Origin of the sequence: Paenarthrobacter sp. UW852 (assembly GCF_024608385.1) — a bacterium.
Lineage (GTDB): Bacteria > Actinomycetota > Actinomycetes > Actinomycetales > Micrococcaceae > Arthrobacter.
On sequence record NZ_JAMSGY010000004.1, the window covers coordinates 228616 to 244338 of the forward strand.

At 62.5% G+C, this 15723-nt stretch carries 14 protein-coding genes and 1 pseudogene; 4 read left to right on the forward strand and 11 right to left on the reverse strand.

Translation table 11 applies throughout. The annotated features are described in order from the left end of the window. Positions 1-79: 79 nt before the first annotated feature. The 11 genes and pseudogenes from NEK97_RS09250 to NEK97_RS09300 form a co-directional block, all read right to left on the reverse strand. Entirely contained in the window at positions 80-499 is a 420-nt protein-coding gene (locus NEK97_RS09250; RefSeq protein ID WP_257369545.1) for an ATP-binding protein, read from the reverse strand. Further along, positions 492-824 (reverse strand): STAS domain-containing protein, encoded by a 333-nt coding sequence (locus NEK97_RS09255; RefSeq protein ID WP_257369546.1) that lies wholly within the window; start codon positions 822-824, stop codon positions 492-494. The genes NEK97_RS09250 and NEK97_RS09255 overlap by 8 nt, the downstream gene beginning before the upstream one ends. Continuing rightward, positions 814-2790, reverse strand: coding sequence for a glycosyltransferase family 2 protein (locus NEK97_RS09260; RefSeq protein WP_257369547.1), 1977 nt, complete (start codon positions 2788-2790; stop codon positions 814-816). Before NEK97_RS09260 ends, NEK97_RS09255 begins: the two co-directional genes overlap by 11 nt. Before the next feature lie 19 nt (positions 2791-2809). Next, a complete protein-coding gene (locus tag NEK97_RS09265; RefSeq protein WP_257369548.1) occupies positions 2810-3916 on the reverse strand; it encodes a PP2C family protein-serine/threonine phosphatase in 1107 nt (368 codons plus the stop codon). 176 nt (positions 3917-4092) lie between these two features. Continuing rightward, complete coding sequence (gene bcp / locus NEK97_RS09270) at positions 4093-4560, reverse strand: thioredoxin-dependent thiol peroxidase (RefSeq protein ID WP_257369550.1); 468 nt, start codon at positions 4558-4560, stop codon at positions 4093-4095. Between the two features lie 94 nt (positions 4561-4654). Further along, the gene (locus tag NEK97_RS09275) at positions 4655-5431 is read right to left on the reverse strand and encodes a winged helix-turn-helix domain-containing protein (protein ID WP_257369552.1); all 777 of its coding nucleotides are present in this window, start codon (positions 5429-5431) and stop codon (positions 4655-4657) included. 10 nt (positions 5432-5441) lie between these two features. Further along, positions 5442-6791 carry an allantoinase AllB gene (gene allB, locus NEK97_RS09280; protein ID WP_257369553.1) on the reverse strand — a complete coding sequence of 450 codons (1350 nt, stop codon included), beginning with the start codon at positions 6789-6791 and terminating at the stop codon, positions 5442-5444. Beyond that, complete coding sequence (locus NEK97_RS09285; RefSeq protein ID WP_257369554.1) at positions 6784-7953, reverse strand: glycerate kinase; 1170 nt, start codon at positions 7951-7953, stop codon at positions 6784-6786. The genes allB and NEK97_RS09285 overlap by 8 nt, the downstream gene beginning before the upstream one ends. 28 nt (positions 7954-7981) lie before the next feature. After that, the gene (gene gcl, locus NEK97_RS09290; protein WP_257369555.1) at positions 7982-9757 is read right to left on the reverse strand and encodes a glyoxylate carboligase; all 1776 of its coding nucleotides are present in this window, start codon (positions 9755-9757) and stop codon (positions 7982-7984) included. Positions 9758-9890: 133 nt separating this feature from the next. Then, positions 9891-10775, reverse strand: a pseudogene (locus NEK97_RS09295) (2-hydroxy-3-oxopropionate reductase); the annotation flags it as partial. Positions 10776-10817: 42 nt separating this feature from the next. Then, positions 10818-11621 (reverse strand): hydroxypyruvate isomerase family protein, encoded by an 804-nt coding sequence (locus NEK97_RS09300; RefSeq protein WP_257369556.1) that lies wholly within the window; start codon positions 11619-11621, stop codon positions 10818-10820. A gap of 1260 nt (positions 11622-12881) precedes the next feature. Between NEK97_RS09300 and NEK97_RS09305 the strand changes: the two genes are divergently transcribed. The 4 genes from NEK97_RS09305 (at position 12882) to NEK97_RS09320 (ending at position 15302) form a co-directional block, all read left to right on the forward strand. Then, positions 12882-13307: a hypothetical protein gene (locus NEK97_RS09305; RefSeq protein ID WP_257369558.1), complete on the forward strand. Its 426-nt coding sequence runs from the start codon at positions 12882-12884 to the stop codon at positions 13305-13307. A gap of 80 nt (positions 13308-13387) precedes the next feature. After that, positions 13388-14209 carry a DUF3883 domain-containing protein gene (locus NEK97_RS09310; protein WP_257369559.1) on the forward strand — a complete coding sequence of 274 codons (822 nt, stop codon included), beginning with the start codon at positions 13388-13390 and terminating at the stop codon, positions 14207-14209. Between the two features lie 197 nt (positions 14210-14406). Further along, the gene (locus tag NEK97_RS09315) at positions 14407-14895 is read left to right on the forward strand and encodes a TM2 domain-containing protein (protein WP_257369560.1); all 489 of its coding nucleotides are present in this window, start codon (positions 14407-14409) and stop codon (positions 14893-14895) included. A gap of 35 nt (positions 14896-14930) precedes the next feature. Continuing rightward, positions 14931-15302 carry a PH domain-containing protein gene (locus NEK97_RS09320; protein ID WP_257369561.1) on the forward strand — a complete coding sequence of 124 codons (372 nt, stop codon included), beginning with the start codon at positions 14931-14933 and terminating at the stop codon, positions 15300-15302. Positions 15303-15723: the final 421 nt, after the last annotated feature.

A 15723-nucleotide genomic window follows, 5' to 3' on the forward strand; every position in this document is an offset into this window, starting at 1 on the left:
GGATGTGAGTGAGGGTTGGGTTGAAGGGGGTGGGGTGTGAGTGAGGGTTGGCCGGAAGGGGGTGGGATGTGAGTGAGGGTCAGGTGTTGCGGGTCAGGATCCACGTGTTGGTGCCGTCCTGGCGCTCGAACGTCACCGTGGTCACCAGTGCCTCGATCAGTGCCAGCCCCCGCCCGGACTCCGCCTCAGAATCAGGCATGGACGCCTGCATGTCGTCGGCGAACGGCTCGCGGGCGTTGAAAGCGCTCACCCTGGCCACCAGTCGGCTGGGACGGACGCTGATGTCGACGTCGATCTCCACAGGCTTCTCTGCCGCCGGCAACGCGTGCTGCACAATGTTGGCGGCGGCTTCGATCACGGCGGTCGCGAAAGTCATCCGGTCCAAATCGGGCACGAAGGAAGCATCGTCCCACAAGGCATCCAGTTCGTTGTGGATGGACTCGATTGCTTCCTCGGTGGAAGGCCCGTGGAACCCCCGGCGGGCGATCACGTCAGTCATCGCCGAATGCTTCCTCAGCCGAAGGGTATGCCGTGAGCACGCGGTCCATGTTGGTCAGTTCCAGCACCATCTTCACCTGCGGCTGAACTGCGGCGATGCGGAGGTCGCCACCGGCCTGGCGCGCTGCTTTGAGGCAGCCGATCAGTGCGCCCAGCCCGGACGAATCCATGAAGTTGGTCTCGGCCAGGTTCACCACCACGCGGTTGGAACCCGATGCCACAACCTCGTTCACTACCTCGCGGAGTTTGGGCGCGGCGACCATGTTCAAACGGCCCACGCTCTTCACTTCCGCGTAGGTGTCCTTGACCTCATAGCTAAACTGCATCTGCATTCCTTTCCTCCGGGCGCTTGGGCCCAACATCCTCAGGCACGAAACCCTTGTACAAAACTGCCTTGACCAGCACGCTCAGGACCACCAGGTCGAACGCCACCCACGCCACGTTCACCAACGTGCCCAACGGTTCGGAAAGCCCGGTCAGCAGACGGGCGATGCCCACCACCATTGCCACAGCCAGCAAGACGGCCACGGTGATCTGGGGCCGGATCAGGCTCCAACTCGGTCCGCCGCTTTGGCGGGCCTTGGGGGTGACCGCGAACCCGAGTGGACGGCCGAACCAGACGTTCCGGGCCGCCGTCGTGCATGCCTTGATCCACGTGGGGAACAGCGCAAGGCTGTACTGCTGCCCGCGCCAGGTGGGAATCCCGTGCCCCGCCACCACGAACAGCAGCTGGTTGACCACCATGAACGGGATGAAGCGGATGAAGAAGTCCCAGCTGAGGCTGCTGACCGGGAGGATGCCGAGGGTCAGGTAAATGATCGGCGCGGCGAAGTAGACCACGGCCGCAAACCCGCTGAGGTAGCTCCACATGGTGGAGAAGTACATGAGCCGTTGTCCCCAGGACAAGCGCCGTTGCACCAGCGGATTTTCGCGAAGCAGGACCTGCATGGTGCCCTGTGCCCAGCGGAGGCGCTGGGTGAGCATGGTTTTGAGGTCCTCGGGCGCGAGGCCGTTGGCGAGGATTTCGTGGTGGTACACGCTCTTCCAGCCGAGCCCGTGGATGCGCATGGCCGTTGCCATGTCTTCGGTGACCGAGATGGTGGCCAGGGGCATGATCGGCTGGGCTTCGTCGGTGCGTTCCACGGAGATCGCGTCCAGGACGGCGTGGACCGATTCGAGCGCGCCCAGGGGCGACCAGTCGCGTCCGGACATGCGGTCGACGGCGTCACTCGCCACAGTTGTCACGCCGGACTCGCCGACGTGGGCAAGTTCCATCGCGGCAATCTCTTCAAGGTCGGACTGGAGCGCGGAGAAGTCGGCGGCCACGAGGGTGCGCACGGCTTCGTCCACTTTGCGTCGCACGCGGTAGGTGATCTCGCTGAGGGACACCCGCGCGTCGAGTTCCTGTTGGGCTGCCGTGGTGGCGGCCTCCACCTCGTTGAGCATCTGCTCCACCAACGGGTTACGGGCCTCCTCCGAGCGCCGGGCCTTCTTGATGGCCTGCTTGGAGGCGCTCAATGCCCGCCGGACACTCTTCTCCGTGGCTTTGACGTAACCCACCAAGCCCAGTTGCATCAAGGCTTCGCGGCGAAGGATCGCGTTGGAGCCGCAGAAGAAGGCCGCGTTCCAGCCGTCCTTGCCCTGTTGGATGGGGCCGTAGAACAGGGGAGCCTGGCTGCCGAGGGGATCGTCGGCGGGAACGTTGATGAAGTACTGCGGGGTCTGGACCAGCGCCACGCGGTCGTCGTTGAAGTAGCCCAGCGTCTTGTCCAGGATGTCCGGCTCGGGGATCTGGTCGGCGTCGAGAATCAACAGGTATTCGCCCGAGGTGACCATGAGCGCGTTGTTCAGGTTCCCTGCCTTGGCATGCCGCGGCATGTCAGGGGTCCAGTCGGCACCGCGCGTCACGTAGCCGATCCCGTGGGTGTCGGCGAGGTCGCGCATCTCGGGGCGATTGCCGTCGTCGAGAATCCAGGTGCTGTGCGGCCAGCGGATGTCCTTGGCTGCCAGGGCTGTGGTCAGGACCAGGTCCAGGGGTTCGTTATAGGTCGTGATGAAAACGTCCACTGTGGCGTCGGCAGGCGGCGGGGGAGGCGGCTTGCGGATCTTGAGGTTCCACACCGTGAGGCCGAAAAGCATCACGTCGATCAGGCTGTACGTCTCGGCGATGACCAATGGAACGGCGATCCACCACGCATCCCAGTTCAGTGAGGCAAACCAACGCCAAGCCACATAGTTGACGCCCAAAATGACCGTGAGGACAACCAGAAGCCGGGTCCAGAAACGTGTCACAATCCCCCTTTGATGTGGCTCAGTGTTTACGGCGAACGACGACGGCGGTCACGTCATCTTCTGCAGTGTCGGCGGGTGCCAACTCCAGAAGGGCGGCGCACACCTCGTCCGAGGTAGCTCCGTTGCGTGTCACCTTTTCGACGTTAACCAGGAATTCTTCAAGGGAGGCGTGGGCATCGAGCACTCCGTCGCTGACGATCACCAGGGAATCTCCGGGCTCCAGCTCAAGTTCTGCGGCCGGCCACAGCTGGTCGTCGAGGATGCCCACTGGCGGACCGGCTGAGACAAGCCGCTGAGCAGCCCCGTCAGCCGGGACGTGCAACGCAAGGCCGTGACCGGCGTCGATATAGCTGAGCTTGCCTGAGCCGCTGTCCAGGCGGGCGTGGAACATGGTGACGAATGAGCCGGACTGGTCAAGGTCCGAGGTGACGGTGGCGCTGGCCGAGCCGAACGCATCGGCGATCGCCGGGGTGTCCGCTACCGACCGCATCACGGCCCGGACAGTTGCTGCGATCAGGGCGGCCCCCATGCCCTTGCCCATGGCGTCGGCGAAGGTCAGGTGCATGCCGTCGCTGGTTTGGTACCAGTCGTAGAAGTCCCCGCCAACGCTGCGGGTCGGGCGGAAGGCCCCAGCGACGTCGTAACCGTCAACGCGGACGGTTTCCCGGGGGAGGAGGCTCTGTTGGACCACGGCCGCCCGCTCGAGTTCATCGGCTTGGCGCTGATCCTCGGCGGGGGCGGCGGGCGTGCGCGCGCGGCGGAAGAGGGCGCGGATGCGGGCCTGGACTTCCTTGGGGCTGAAGGGCTTGCTGATGTAGTCGTCGGCCCCGGTGTCCAGGCCGTTGAGCCGGTCGATCTCGTCCGCGCGGGCTGTGAGCATCAGGACATAGGCGTCCGAGAATTCGCGCAGCCGCCGGCAGACTTCCATGCCATCGATGTCCGGAAGATTGATGTCCAGCGTCACCAGTTCGGCGTTGGTGTTCCGGACGGCCTCGACGCCGGAAAGGCCATCGGGTGCCTCTGTCACCACGAAGTCGAGCTGCTCGAGGATGAGGACGAGGAGCCCGCGGATGTCGGCGTCATCTTCGACGACGACAGCGTGGCGTGGAGACGAGGTTGAGGCCATGGCTCCATTAACTAATGCGGCTGGGTATTTGTCACGTTTAGTCACGACATATGAAACGCCCACTCACAAAAGTGAGCGGGCGTTACATCTTTTGTTCAGTTATGTGAGAGAGCGATCGGCTCAAGCAGGCGGGATGTGAGAGAGGGATCCGCTTAATCGGGCGGGATGTGAGAGGGTTAGACGCCCAGCTCTTCCTTCAGCGCCTGGACGTGGCCCTGCGCAGAAACCTGGTACTGGGCGAGCTGGACTGTGCCTTCGCCATCCAGGACAACGGTGGAGCGGACGATGCCCTCGACGATTTCGCCGTCTACCAGCTTCTCGCCCCAGGCACCGTAGGCCAGGGCAACCTTGTGGTCTTCGTCGGAGAGCAGCGGGAAGGTCAAAGCGAATTCGCCGGTGAACTTGGCGAGGGCCTCGGGGCCGTCGGGGGAGATCCCGATGACGTCGTAGCCGTTGCCCTGCAGGCTGGCGAGGTTGTCGCGGAAGTCGCAAGCCTCGGTGGTGCAGCCGGGGGTAGCTGCCTTCGGGTAGAAGTACACAATGACGTTGCGTCCGCGATAGTCGGACAGCGAGACCTTGGTGCCGTCGGCGTCGAGAAGCGCGAAATCAGGTGCTTGCGTTCCGACGAGGAGTTTCTGGGTCATGGCGATCCTTTACATTCAACCGGTGTGCACCGGCGGTCATTTCAAACAACAGCGATCATTCAAAGAACGAAGTCAATGAAGTAGAACAGCGAAATCAGATGCTGTATTCCGCAGGTCCGCGCACTGTGGCATAAGGCCCTGGCACGAACTGGTAGCCGCCACCACGGACGGTGGCGACAGTGTGTCGGGCGGAGCCTAGCTTCCGCCGCACCCTTCCAACATAAACGTCGATCGAGCGAAATGCCGCGCCGGGGAGGTCAAATGACTCCAGGAAGCGTTGCAATTCTTCACGTGCAATGGCCCGGGAGCAGTTCACCACGAGGTAGCGCAGCAGCTTGTATTCCATGCCAGTAAAGGAAACGGGCTCCCCATCTAGCAGCACTACTTCAGCGGCGAGGTCCACCGCAAGTTGGCTGCGGCGGCTGGCCAACGTTACGGGCTCGACGGCGGTGCTGCCGCCCGCTGAGGCGCCGTCTGAACGGCTGCTGTTGCGCGCCTCCGCGAGGGCATCGGCGAGCGTTACCGTAGCTGAATCCGGACGGTTGGTACCGGCGTCGGCGGCTTCCTGCGGAGTGCCGCCCCAGGAAGTGTCGCCGACGCCGGAGTGCTCTGCCCCGGGGGCGGGCCAGATGCGGACTTCCGCCTCCGGGGCAAGTTTCATGGCACGGGCCAGCACAAGGCGTGCGGCCCGCTCCCAGATTTCAGGATCGATCTCGTCGCCCTCGGCCGGGTTGACCCAGAGCGCGAGGCCGTGAGCTGTCAGGCCGTTGCGTTCGTTGAGGCTCCGAGGGTTCTGGCCGGGCCGCCGTGCGGAGGACCCGCGTGCTGCGGGTCCTCGTGACGGCGGTGGCCCGTAGGCATTGACTGCCATGACGGTAGGCCTAAACGTTGCCGCGGCGGAGCAGCTTGCCGCCGGGGTTCTGGCCGTCGATCGGGGTGCCGCGCAGGTACGTCTTGCGGACGACGCCGGCCAGCGGACGGCCGTCGTACGGCGTGATCGGGTTCTTGTGCTTGAGCTTGGTGACGTCCACAACGAAGGCTTCGTCCTGGGCGAAGATGGAGAAGTCGGCGTCGTAGCCCAGTGCGAGCTGGCCCTTGTTGTGCAGGCGGGCCAGGGCGGCGGGCTTCTCGGACATCCAGGCGACAACCTGTTCCAGGGAGATGCCGCGGTGGCGGGCTTCGGTCCAGATCAGGGACAGGCCCAGCTGCAGTGAGGAAACGCCGCCCCACGCCACAGCGAAGTCACCGTTCTCCAGGTCCTTGAGGTCCAGTGTGGAGGGCGAGTGGTCCGAGACGATGCAGTCGATGGTGCCATCCTGCAGGCCCTTCCAAAGGAGCTCGCGGTTGGAGGCTTCGCGGATGGGCGGGCAGCACTTGTAGGCCGTGGCGCCGTCGGGGATTTCTTCGGCCATGAGCGTCAGGTAGTGCGGGCACGTCTCGACGGTGAGGTTGACGCCGTCGCGCTTTGCCGAGGCGATCATGGGAAGCGCGTCGGAGGAGGAGAGGTGCAGGATGTGGGCGCGGGCGCCGGTCCAGCGGGCGCGTTCGATGACCTCGGCGATGGCCTTGTTCTCGGCGCCGCGGGGACGGGAGGCCAGGAAGGTCTCGTAGTGGTCGCCGCCGGGGTGCGGTGCGCGGTCGATCGCGTGGGAGTCCTCGGCGTGCACGATCATGAGGGAGTCGAAGGACTTGAGTTCCTTCATGTCCTCTTCCATCTCGTCCGCGTCCAGGTGCGGGAACTCGTCCACGCCGGAGTGCAGGAGGAAGCACTTGAAGCCGAAAACGCCTTCGTCGTGCAGCGGGCGGAGGTCGCTCTTGTTGCCCGGGATGGCACCGCCCCAGAATCCGACGTCCACGAACGCCTGGTCCTTGGCGACGACGCGCTTCTGCTCCAGGCCGTCCACGGTGGTGGTGGGCGGGATGCTGTTCAGCGGCATGTCGATGATGGTGGTGACGCCACCGGCGGCAGCGGCACGGGTGGCGGAGGCGAAGCCTTCCCACTCGGTGCGGCCGGGCTCGTTGACGTGAACGTGGGTGTCCACCAGGCCGGGGATAAGGGTTTCGTCGTCTGCGAGTTCGATGACCTCGTCGCCCGTCAGGCCGTTGCCCAGGGGTTCGATGGCCACGATGATGCCATCGCGGATGCCAACTTCGCGGGCTGCGATACCGGCGGTGGTCAGGATGCGCTGGCCCCGGATAACGAGGTCATAGGCGCCGATTGCTTCAGACATTGAGGTACTCCTTGTTTTCGGTCCGTTCCGCCAGGTACACGCCTATGTGCTTACCCAATTGTTCAAGCAACGGACCTGCTTCAGCGATACATTTTTGGACATCTTTTTCCAGATCGGTCAGTGCATGGACCGTATGGAAGCCGGCGTCCGTGAGTTGTTCCCGGCTCAGGGTACTCCGGCCGCACACGGCGATCACGGGAACCCCGGCCCTTTGTGCCGCCCGCGAAACGCCCATGGGCGTCTTGCCGAGCAGGCTTTGTTCGTCCAGGCTGCCTTCTCCGGTGATCACCAGGTCGGCGCCCTTGAGCCGCTGCTCGAGTTCAGTGAATTCAAGCACGACGTCGATGCCCGGCCGCCGCTCTGCCTTCAGTGCCGCAATGGCAATGTAGCCAACGCCGCCTGCCGCTCCAGCGCCTTCTGCTTTGGCTGCGTACTTGGCGTGCTGCCCGGTTGCTGCTGCGAGCACGTCCACGAAGTGGCTCAGCGCCGCATCGAGTTCGGTGACGTCGTCCGGCGTCGCGCCCTTTTGCGGACCGAAGATGGCTGGGGCGCCACTGGCCCCCAGAAGGGGATTGTCGACGTCGGACGCCAACACGAACTCCGTGGCCTCGATGCGGACGTCGAAGTTGGAGAAGTCGATGCTGTCGATGTCCGCGAGAGCGGCACCGCCGCCGGGGAGCTCGTTGCCGTTCTTGTCCAGGAAGACGGCGCCCAGGCCCTGGAGGACACCCGCGCCGGCGTCGGTGTTGGCGCTGCCGCCCACACCCAGGATGATCTTGCGGCAGCCGAGGTCCAGCGCGGCACGGATGAGTTCGCCCGTGCCGATGCTGGTTGCGGTTTTGGCCGCCTGGGACGTGGGGCCGTCCGGGAGGAGGGCGAGACCGGAAGCTGCCGCCATTTCGATGACAGCTTCCTGGTCCCGCACCGCGAAGTCGGCCTTCACCGGCTCGCCGAGCGGGCCGGTGACGGTGGTGGTCCGGCGGGTGAAGCCGGAGCCGATGGCGGCGTCGATGGTTCCTTCGCCGCCGTCGGCCACCGGAATGCGTGTTGCCTCAAAGCCCTTGGAACCGAACCCCGCCTGCAGGCCTGTTGCCAGGTGCTTGGCGACGTCGGGCGCGGACAGCGAGCCCTTGAATTTGTCCGGGGCGATGACAACACGCATTCCGGTGCCTCCCTTCTTTTACTGTTACTTACGCTTTGGTCAGGATCGCGGTAGGTGCGTCTGCCGCGGTCTCTGCCAGCTCTTCGAACTCGTTCACGCCGTTGATCTCAACACCCATGGAGATGTTGGTGATCTTTTCCAGGATCACTTCAACAACCACGGGAACCTTGAACTCACCCATCAATGCCTTGGCCTTGTCGAAGGCAGCAGGCAGGTCGTTGGGGTCTTCAACGCGGATGGCCTTGCAGCCCAAGCCCTCGGCAACCTTGATGTGGTCCACGCCGTAGCCGTTGGTCTCCGGGGAGTTGATGTTCTCGAAGGCCAGGGAAACGTTCTGTTCCATGTTGAAACCGCGCTGGCTCTGACGGATCAGGCCCAGGTAGCTGTTGTTCACCACAACGTGGATGTACGGCAGGTTGAACTGTGCGCCCACGGCCAGTTCCTCGATCATGAACTGGAAGTCGTAGTCACCGGACAGGGCAACAACGGTGGCGTCCGGGGTGCCGCGTACAACGCCCAGGGCTGCCGGAGCGGTCCAACCCAGCGGGCCGGCCTGGCCAGCGTTGATCCACTTGCGGGCACCGAACACGTGCAGCATCTGCGCGCCGGCGATCTGCGACAAGCCAATGGTGGACACGTAGGTGGTGTCGCGACCGAAGGCCTTGTTCATCTCCTGGTACACGCGCTGCGGCTTGATGGGCACGTTGTCGAAGTTGGTCTTGCGGTGCAGGGAACCCTTGCGCTCCTGGCATTCGGCAACCCAACCCGAGTAGTCCGGCAGGGTCTTTGCTGCCTGGCGTTCGCGGGCCAGCTCCAACAGACCGTCCAGCGCCGCACCGGCGTCGGACGCAATGCCCAAATCCGGCGAGAAAACGCGACCGATCTGGGTCGGCTCGATGTCGATGTGCACGAACTTACGGCCAGCCGTGTAGGTGTCCAGGCCACCAGTGTGACGGTTGGCCCAACGGTTGCCGATGCCGATCACGAAGTCGCTCTGCAGGAACGTCTCGTTGCCGTAGCGGTGCGAGGTCTGCAGGCCAACCATGCCAGCCATCAGCTGGTGGTCGTCCGGGATGGCGCCCCAGCCCATAAGCGTGGGGATCACGGGAACGTTCAGGATCTCGGCCAGCTCAACCAGCTGTGCCGAAGCGCCTGCGTTGATGATGCCGCCACCGGCAACGATCAGCGGGTGCTTGGCTGCGGTCAGCAGGTCCAGTGCCTTTTCCAGCTGCTTGCCGGAAGCCTTGGGCTTCTCGATGGGCAGGGGCTCGTAGGCATCGATGTCGAACTCGATCTCCGCCATCTGAACGTCGATGGGCAGGTCCAGCAGGACCGGGCCCGGACGACCCGAACGCATCAGCTGGAAGGCCTTCTGGAACGCACCGGGAACCTGGCCCGGCTCCAGGATGGTCATGGCGAACTTGGTCAGCGGCTTGGCGATGGACTCGATGTCCACAGCCTGGAAGTCTTCCTTGTGCAGCTTGGCGACGGGTGCCTGACCGGTGATGCAGAGCATGGGGATCGAGTCTGCCTGGGCTGCGTACAGCCCGGTGATCATGTCCGTGCCAGCGGGGCCAGACGTGCCGATGCAGATGCCGATGTTGCCATCAGCTGCGCGGCTGTAGCCGTCGGCCATGTGGCTGGCGCCTTCAACGTGGCGGGCCAGCGTGTGGCGGATGCCGCCGTGGGCACGCATTGCTGAGTAGAAGGGGTTGATCGCGGCGCCGGGCAGACCGAAAGCTTCGGTTGCGCCTTCCTTTTCCAGGATGGCTACGGCCGCATCAACGGTGCGCATCTTTGCCATGGTGTACTCCTTGTTTTTTGCCCTTTCGGGCGAAGTCTGTGGTGTTTTTGGGTGTGGTGAGGGAGCCGCCGTCGTTTATGTACGACGGCGGGTTCCCTGCTTTTCGTTTTCTGTCCGGCTTTTGCCGGGGTGCTTACTTCCGGCCGCTGAGCTGGAGAACCTGCTTGAAGAGGCCCGAGTGGTCGAGGCCGCCGTCGCCCTGGTTGACGGTTGCGGCGACGAGCTGGGCGACGACTGCGCCGAGCGGGACAGCGACGTTGGCTTCGCGGGCTGCAGAGGTGACGATGCCGAGGTCCTTGTGGTGGAGGGCCAGGCGGAAGCCGGGGTCGAAGTTGCGGTCGAGCATCTTCTGACCCTTCTGGTCGAGGACCTTGGAGCCGGCCAAGCCGCCGCCCAGGACCTTCAGTGCTGCGTCGGTGTCTACGCCGTAGGCCTCAAGGAAGGCGATGGCCTCGCCGAGGACCTGAATGTTTACGGCTACGATCAGCTGGTTTGCTGCCTTGACGGTCTGGCCGGAGCCGGACGGGCCGACGTGGACGATGGTCTTGCCCACTGCGTTGAGGACATCCTGTGCTGCCTCGAAGTCCTCAGCTGCGCCGCCGACCATGATGGACAGGACGGCGTCGATTGCGCCCTGTTCGCCACCGGATACGGGAGCGTCGAGCGGGCGGATGCCGGCTGCTACTGCGTCGTCGGAGAGGCGCTTGGCGACGTCCGGGCGGATGCTGGATGCGTCGATCCAGATGGTGCCCTTCTTCGCGTTGGCGAAGACGCCGTCCTTGCCACTGACTACACCCTCAACATCGGGGGAGTCCGGGACCATGGTGATGACGACGTCGGCGTCCTTGACTGCGTCCGCGATGCTGGTGGCACCCTGGCCGCCTTCGGAGACGAGCTTGTCGATCTTGTCCTGGCTGCGGTTGAAACCGGTGACCGAGTGGCCGGCCTTGACGAGGTTGATGGCCATGGGGAGGCCCATGATTCCGAGGCCGATGACTGCAACGTTGCTCATTGTGGTTCTCTTTCTTGAAAGTCTTTTTAGCTCAGGCGTGCTGGATGCTTAGTTGGCGTTGGCGCGCTGGCGGATGGCCCAGCTGAAAGCCGATTCCTGCGGTTCCTTGTACTCGAGGCCGATGTAGCCGTCGTAGCCGAGTTCGCGGCTGCGGGCGATCCATTCGCCGAGGGGGAGCGTGCCGGTTCCGGGAGCGCCGCGGCCGGGGTTGTCGGCGATCTGGATGTGGCCGAAGTCCTTGGCGTGGTTCTCGATAACGGATTCCACGTCGTCGCCGTTGACTGCCAGGTGGTAGAAGTCGGCGAGGAGCTTGATGTTCTGTACGCCGGATTCTGCCTTGACGCGGGCGATGACCTTGAGTGCGTCTTCGGCGGTGAGGAGCGGGTACTTGGGTGCGCCGCTGACCGGTTCGAGGAGAACGGTGCCGCCGATGCGGGCGACGCCTTCTGCTGCTGCGGCGAGGTTCTTTGCCGCGAGTTCGTCCTGCTCTTCAGGGGTGAACTCGTCCTGGCGGTTGCCGTAGAGGGCGTTGAAGGCCTTGCAGCCCAGGCGCTCACCGATGCCGGCTACGACGTCGATGTTGTCCTTGAACTCGGAGCAACGTCCCTTCCAGGACACCAGGCCGCGGTCGCCGCCGGGCATGTTGCCGGCGTTGAAGTTCAGGCCCGTGAGCTGAACGCCAGCGTCCTTGATGGCTGTTTCAAACTCGGTTACTTGTGCGTCGCTGGGGACGGAGGTCTCGAAGGGCCACCAGAACTCGACGGCGTCAAAACCGGCTGCCTTCGCGGCGGCGGGGCGCTCGAGCAAGGGCAGTTCCGTCAGGAGGATGGAGCAGTTCACTGTGTACGTCATCGTAGGTCCTTCCGAGGAGGGCTTGGATCTATCTTCCTTTGCTTGGCTGCTGCCTTGGCGCTTGGCTTCAGTTTCCGCTTTGTGGAATTTAGATTCTGCTTTATGAAAAGTCTAGGGAAGGTGGGGGTGGGAGTCAAGGGGGCGTGTGGGGAGGTGGGGGTTTGGGATACCAGGAGTGGTGCACTTGAGGTGGGTCGCCGCTTTGAGGCGCACCTTCGTACTAGTCGTGGAGAGTACGCCTCACAGGTTTCCAGGTGACGATCCGGGGAGAGCTAGAGCTGAGTTAGCAATTCAAGAAGACACTACGCGAGGTGCTCGAGGCACTCTCGGATCAGCTGGGCGAGACCACCTTGGGACGGTTGGAGGATGTAGGGCGTAATTGCGCTAGCGCCTTCAACCGGCTTGAAGGGCGGTCCCCGTTCGGTGAGACACAGGAGCGCGAGGAATTGTTCGCCTAGCTCGCCTCTGTCATGGACGAGTTCGAATTAGAGGCGGGTCGTCATCTCGCGGCCGAGCGGCTGGCCTTTCTGACTGGAGTTGACGACGCACAGGACTGGTGAGCCAAGCATTGGCTCGGATTCGCGAGGACGCCCATCAGATCTGGACACTAAAACCGCAAGCCCTGATTGAAACTTGTTTAATTGATTCATCTTGGCGGGGCACGCCGGCCTCTACGCGACATATGCGTTGTTATCGGTGCCCAGATCACGGGACTATCCCAGACAGTGCCTTTCTCAAGCGATGACGTCCGCGCGGAGTCGGTTGCAGGGCTGTTAGTTGAGAACCTCCGCCCGTGCAAGTCGTGGCATTGTTAGGCTGACGTGATCCATCCGCCGTGCGGCGTTTGCGATTTCGCTATCATTCAGGACAACGTGCTTTCTGCTTCTCGGCGGGCGCTGGTTTCCGCTCTTCAGGAGGGAACTGGAGGTGGCAAATCGGCAAGGGCAAGCCGAAACTCTTAGTACGATCTCCTCGTGCATGCAGTAGAACAGGGCGAGATAACGAGGGCAGTCGAAAGATTCCTCCGAACAACGGACCAACAAGCAAACGACCTTCCGGCCGAGCCCGAAGCTGGGACTTCTGTTATAACGACTTTCAGACCACCCCCGCCCCACCCAGAATATGGAGTACAGCTGCCTGCAGCCTGGCTACAACCTGGCGAGCGGGGGAATGCTATGAGGTTCTTCCCATTTGTTCCGCGATACCAACACCCGACACTACCGGGCAGCCGACGAAATTATTGACCGATACAGCCTAACGATGGCCAAAATCACCATGCATCACTTCGGTGATCCAGGACCCAAAAAGTACTTCTGGGGGCTTACACGGACCTTCGCAAAGCACTACTCCCTGAGGGGACCCGCTCGGACCCTTGTCAGGGAGGTAATGATGGGCACGTGGGGCAACCCGCCGTCCTTCGACACCTACTTTGTGCGGGCGTGCAGGAGCCTGGCCGTGTCGAAGTCAGAAAGAAGCGCATTCAACACGGTTGGGCCAAGGTCGCTAACCATGCTCGCCGATTTCTACGAGAGCAACAAGGAGGAAATCGACGGGCTAAGCCAGCGCTTTACCACGCTCGATTTCATTTCCGGTGAAGCTACCAGCCTGGCTCTCAACCCAGCCATTATCGTTGACATGTTCGGACTTCAACGCGGATTTGATGCTGACAAAGGTCAACAAGAGTAGTCCCTTGTGTCACTTCCACGCGTTTTTCATCCGTGCCGGCCTGACCGCACAATCCTTTGAGGATGGGCGATACTCAATCCATGGTTATTAATATCAGGTTGGGCGGCAGGACGATAGCGGATCCCAACGATCCCTTAGGTCGACAGTGGTACGGGTACGACCCCACTGTCACTCCCGAACTGTTGTGGGAGAACAACCGTGGGGACTGGGCTCTTAACGCCAACCGCATCTCCGCTGAACGATGGGCAACGCTTCACTATCGAGGAAGCGTGATCCTTGTCGCCGAGCTTAACCCCGCCAACCACGAAACACTGGTCACCTCCAGCGGGAAACGAAAGACGGCACTTGCGGGGCGCGTTGTCTCAACGGAGCACCCGATGTACCAGGAGTTAGTAGGACATCCTGTAGCAGGCCGGGGCCGGAATGCCATCATGTACAGCGTCGACCCGAATTCTTCCTCGACAGCAAGTGGGTTCTCCGCAAATGAAGGCGATAATGCGGGCGGTGTCGGTCAAGGGCTCCAGATGGATCCCGAAGTACGTAAAGCAATCGAGGACGCTGCTCAGGACCGACTCATGGCGTACTACCGTGAACGTGGGTGGACCGTTACAGACACCAGAACGAACCGGCCATACGACGCCGAGGCCGTCATGGGCGACCAACTTCTCTACCTTGAGGCTAAGGGCACACAAAGTGTTGGAGGCTCTGTCATCATCACCCGAAACGAAGTCGACCACGCTCGCAATCACGCCGGGCAGTGTCGAATGGGCATATGGTCGGGCATGCGGTTGAGGCCGGACGGCACAGTAGATCCAGACGCCGGGAGGTTTCAAGAGCTGGACTTCGCGCCGGAAGACCAAGACCTCGTGCCACGGGATTTCGACTGGAGACTGCCACGGTAGCTGGCTAAGACAAACGTTTCCGCCGACGTTGATTGTTTGCCACACGACATTTGTTCCTGAAACATTCGATCTGCATCGAAGAAATCAGCGGCGGGTCGGTGAAGATAGTGACAGCACATGGATTCTGGGGGATGCCATTTGGATGATGCCGCCAGTCGCCATGACTGCATCATCATTCTCCGAGAGGCGTTAGAAGCATGACTACACCCACCCCTGACCAGTTCCCGGCCGTGCCCGAAGGGTACGGTACACCACCAGTGAACCCGTACCCTCCCAAGGCCGACCAGTCCCCACCCGCCGCCCCGCAGCAACCGCAATATCCGGTGCAGCCACAGGTTCCTCAACAACCCCACTACGCGACGCAGCCCCCAGTTCCGCAGCAGCCGTTGTATTCGACGCAACCGCCCGCACCTCAGCAACCGCAGTTTTCAGCGCGGCCGCCGATGCCTAACCCCGCCTACGGTTACCCGCAGCCGAAATCGAAGATCGCCGCCGGACTCCTTGGCATCTTCCTCGGTGGCCTTGGCATCCACCGCTTCTACCTGGGTTACACGACCATCGGCATTATCCAACTCGTACTCACACTCGTCGTCGGTATTTTCACCTTCGGCTTGGTGGGTCTGTGGGGTGCCATTGAAGGCATCATGATTCTTGCTGGAGCCACCTATTTTCAGAGGGACGCCTAGGGCGTTCCTCTCAGCGACTAACCGGGGAGTGACCCTTGACCGAAATTATCCATGACAGACCAGATCAACTTGAACAGATCCGGGCAGGACTGCTTCAAGGAGAGATTGTCTATGCGGTCTACGACTGCATTGGCGTCGGCACAGGTTTCGTCGGCATCACCAACATGCGAGTCATCCTGCAGGACAAGAGCTTCGTTGGAAACAAGCTCGCAATTGTGTCCATCCCCTACAAGAACATCCGCGCCGTCTCCATGCTCTCCAACAAGTCAATGATGGGCCGTTTCGCTTCGACGTCGAGCATCGGAATCGACACCGGAGGCACCGTCAAGGAAGCGGATTTCCGCGGTGACGACAAAGCAAGGCATGCCCACGACCTCATCCTGTGGAACGTACTCACTACCAAATAGCCGAAGACTGTGGGGGCGGCGGGGTGTTCGATACCCCGTCCTCCTACAGCCAACATCCCTGCGCCCGGCGGTTCAAAGTGGACCGTATGCCTGACGCGGCGGCGATGATGGGCAGTCTTGGACGCCGCGTCAGAGGCGCCCACCTCCTCCCTGCCCACGAATCACTGGCGTTACGGGGATGATACTCAGTCGATTGGGTCCCCGGCATCCTTCTTCTTCTTGTCCCACGCCCAGTGTGGGGGCCTTCGATCAGGTGGGAAGGAAGGCGGCCTCCAAAAGCGCCGGAGTGTTACCAATTCGAGTTGCCCCAGCTCAAGAATTGCTCAAGTTTTGATCAAGGTTTTATCAACAGAGTGCCACTGCGGCCTATTGCTACTCTTTTCGGCCCGGGTTACCAAATCGCTCCACGTGTCAAATTCGG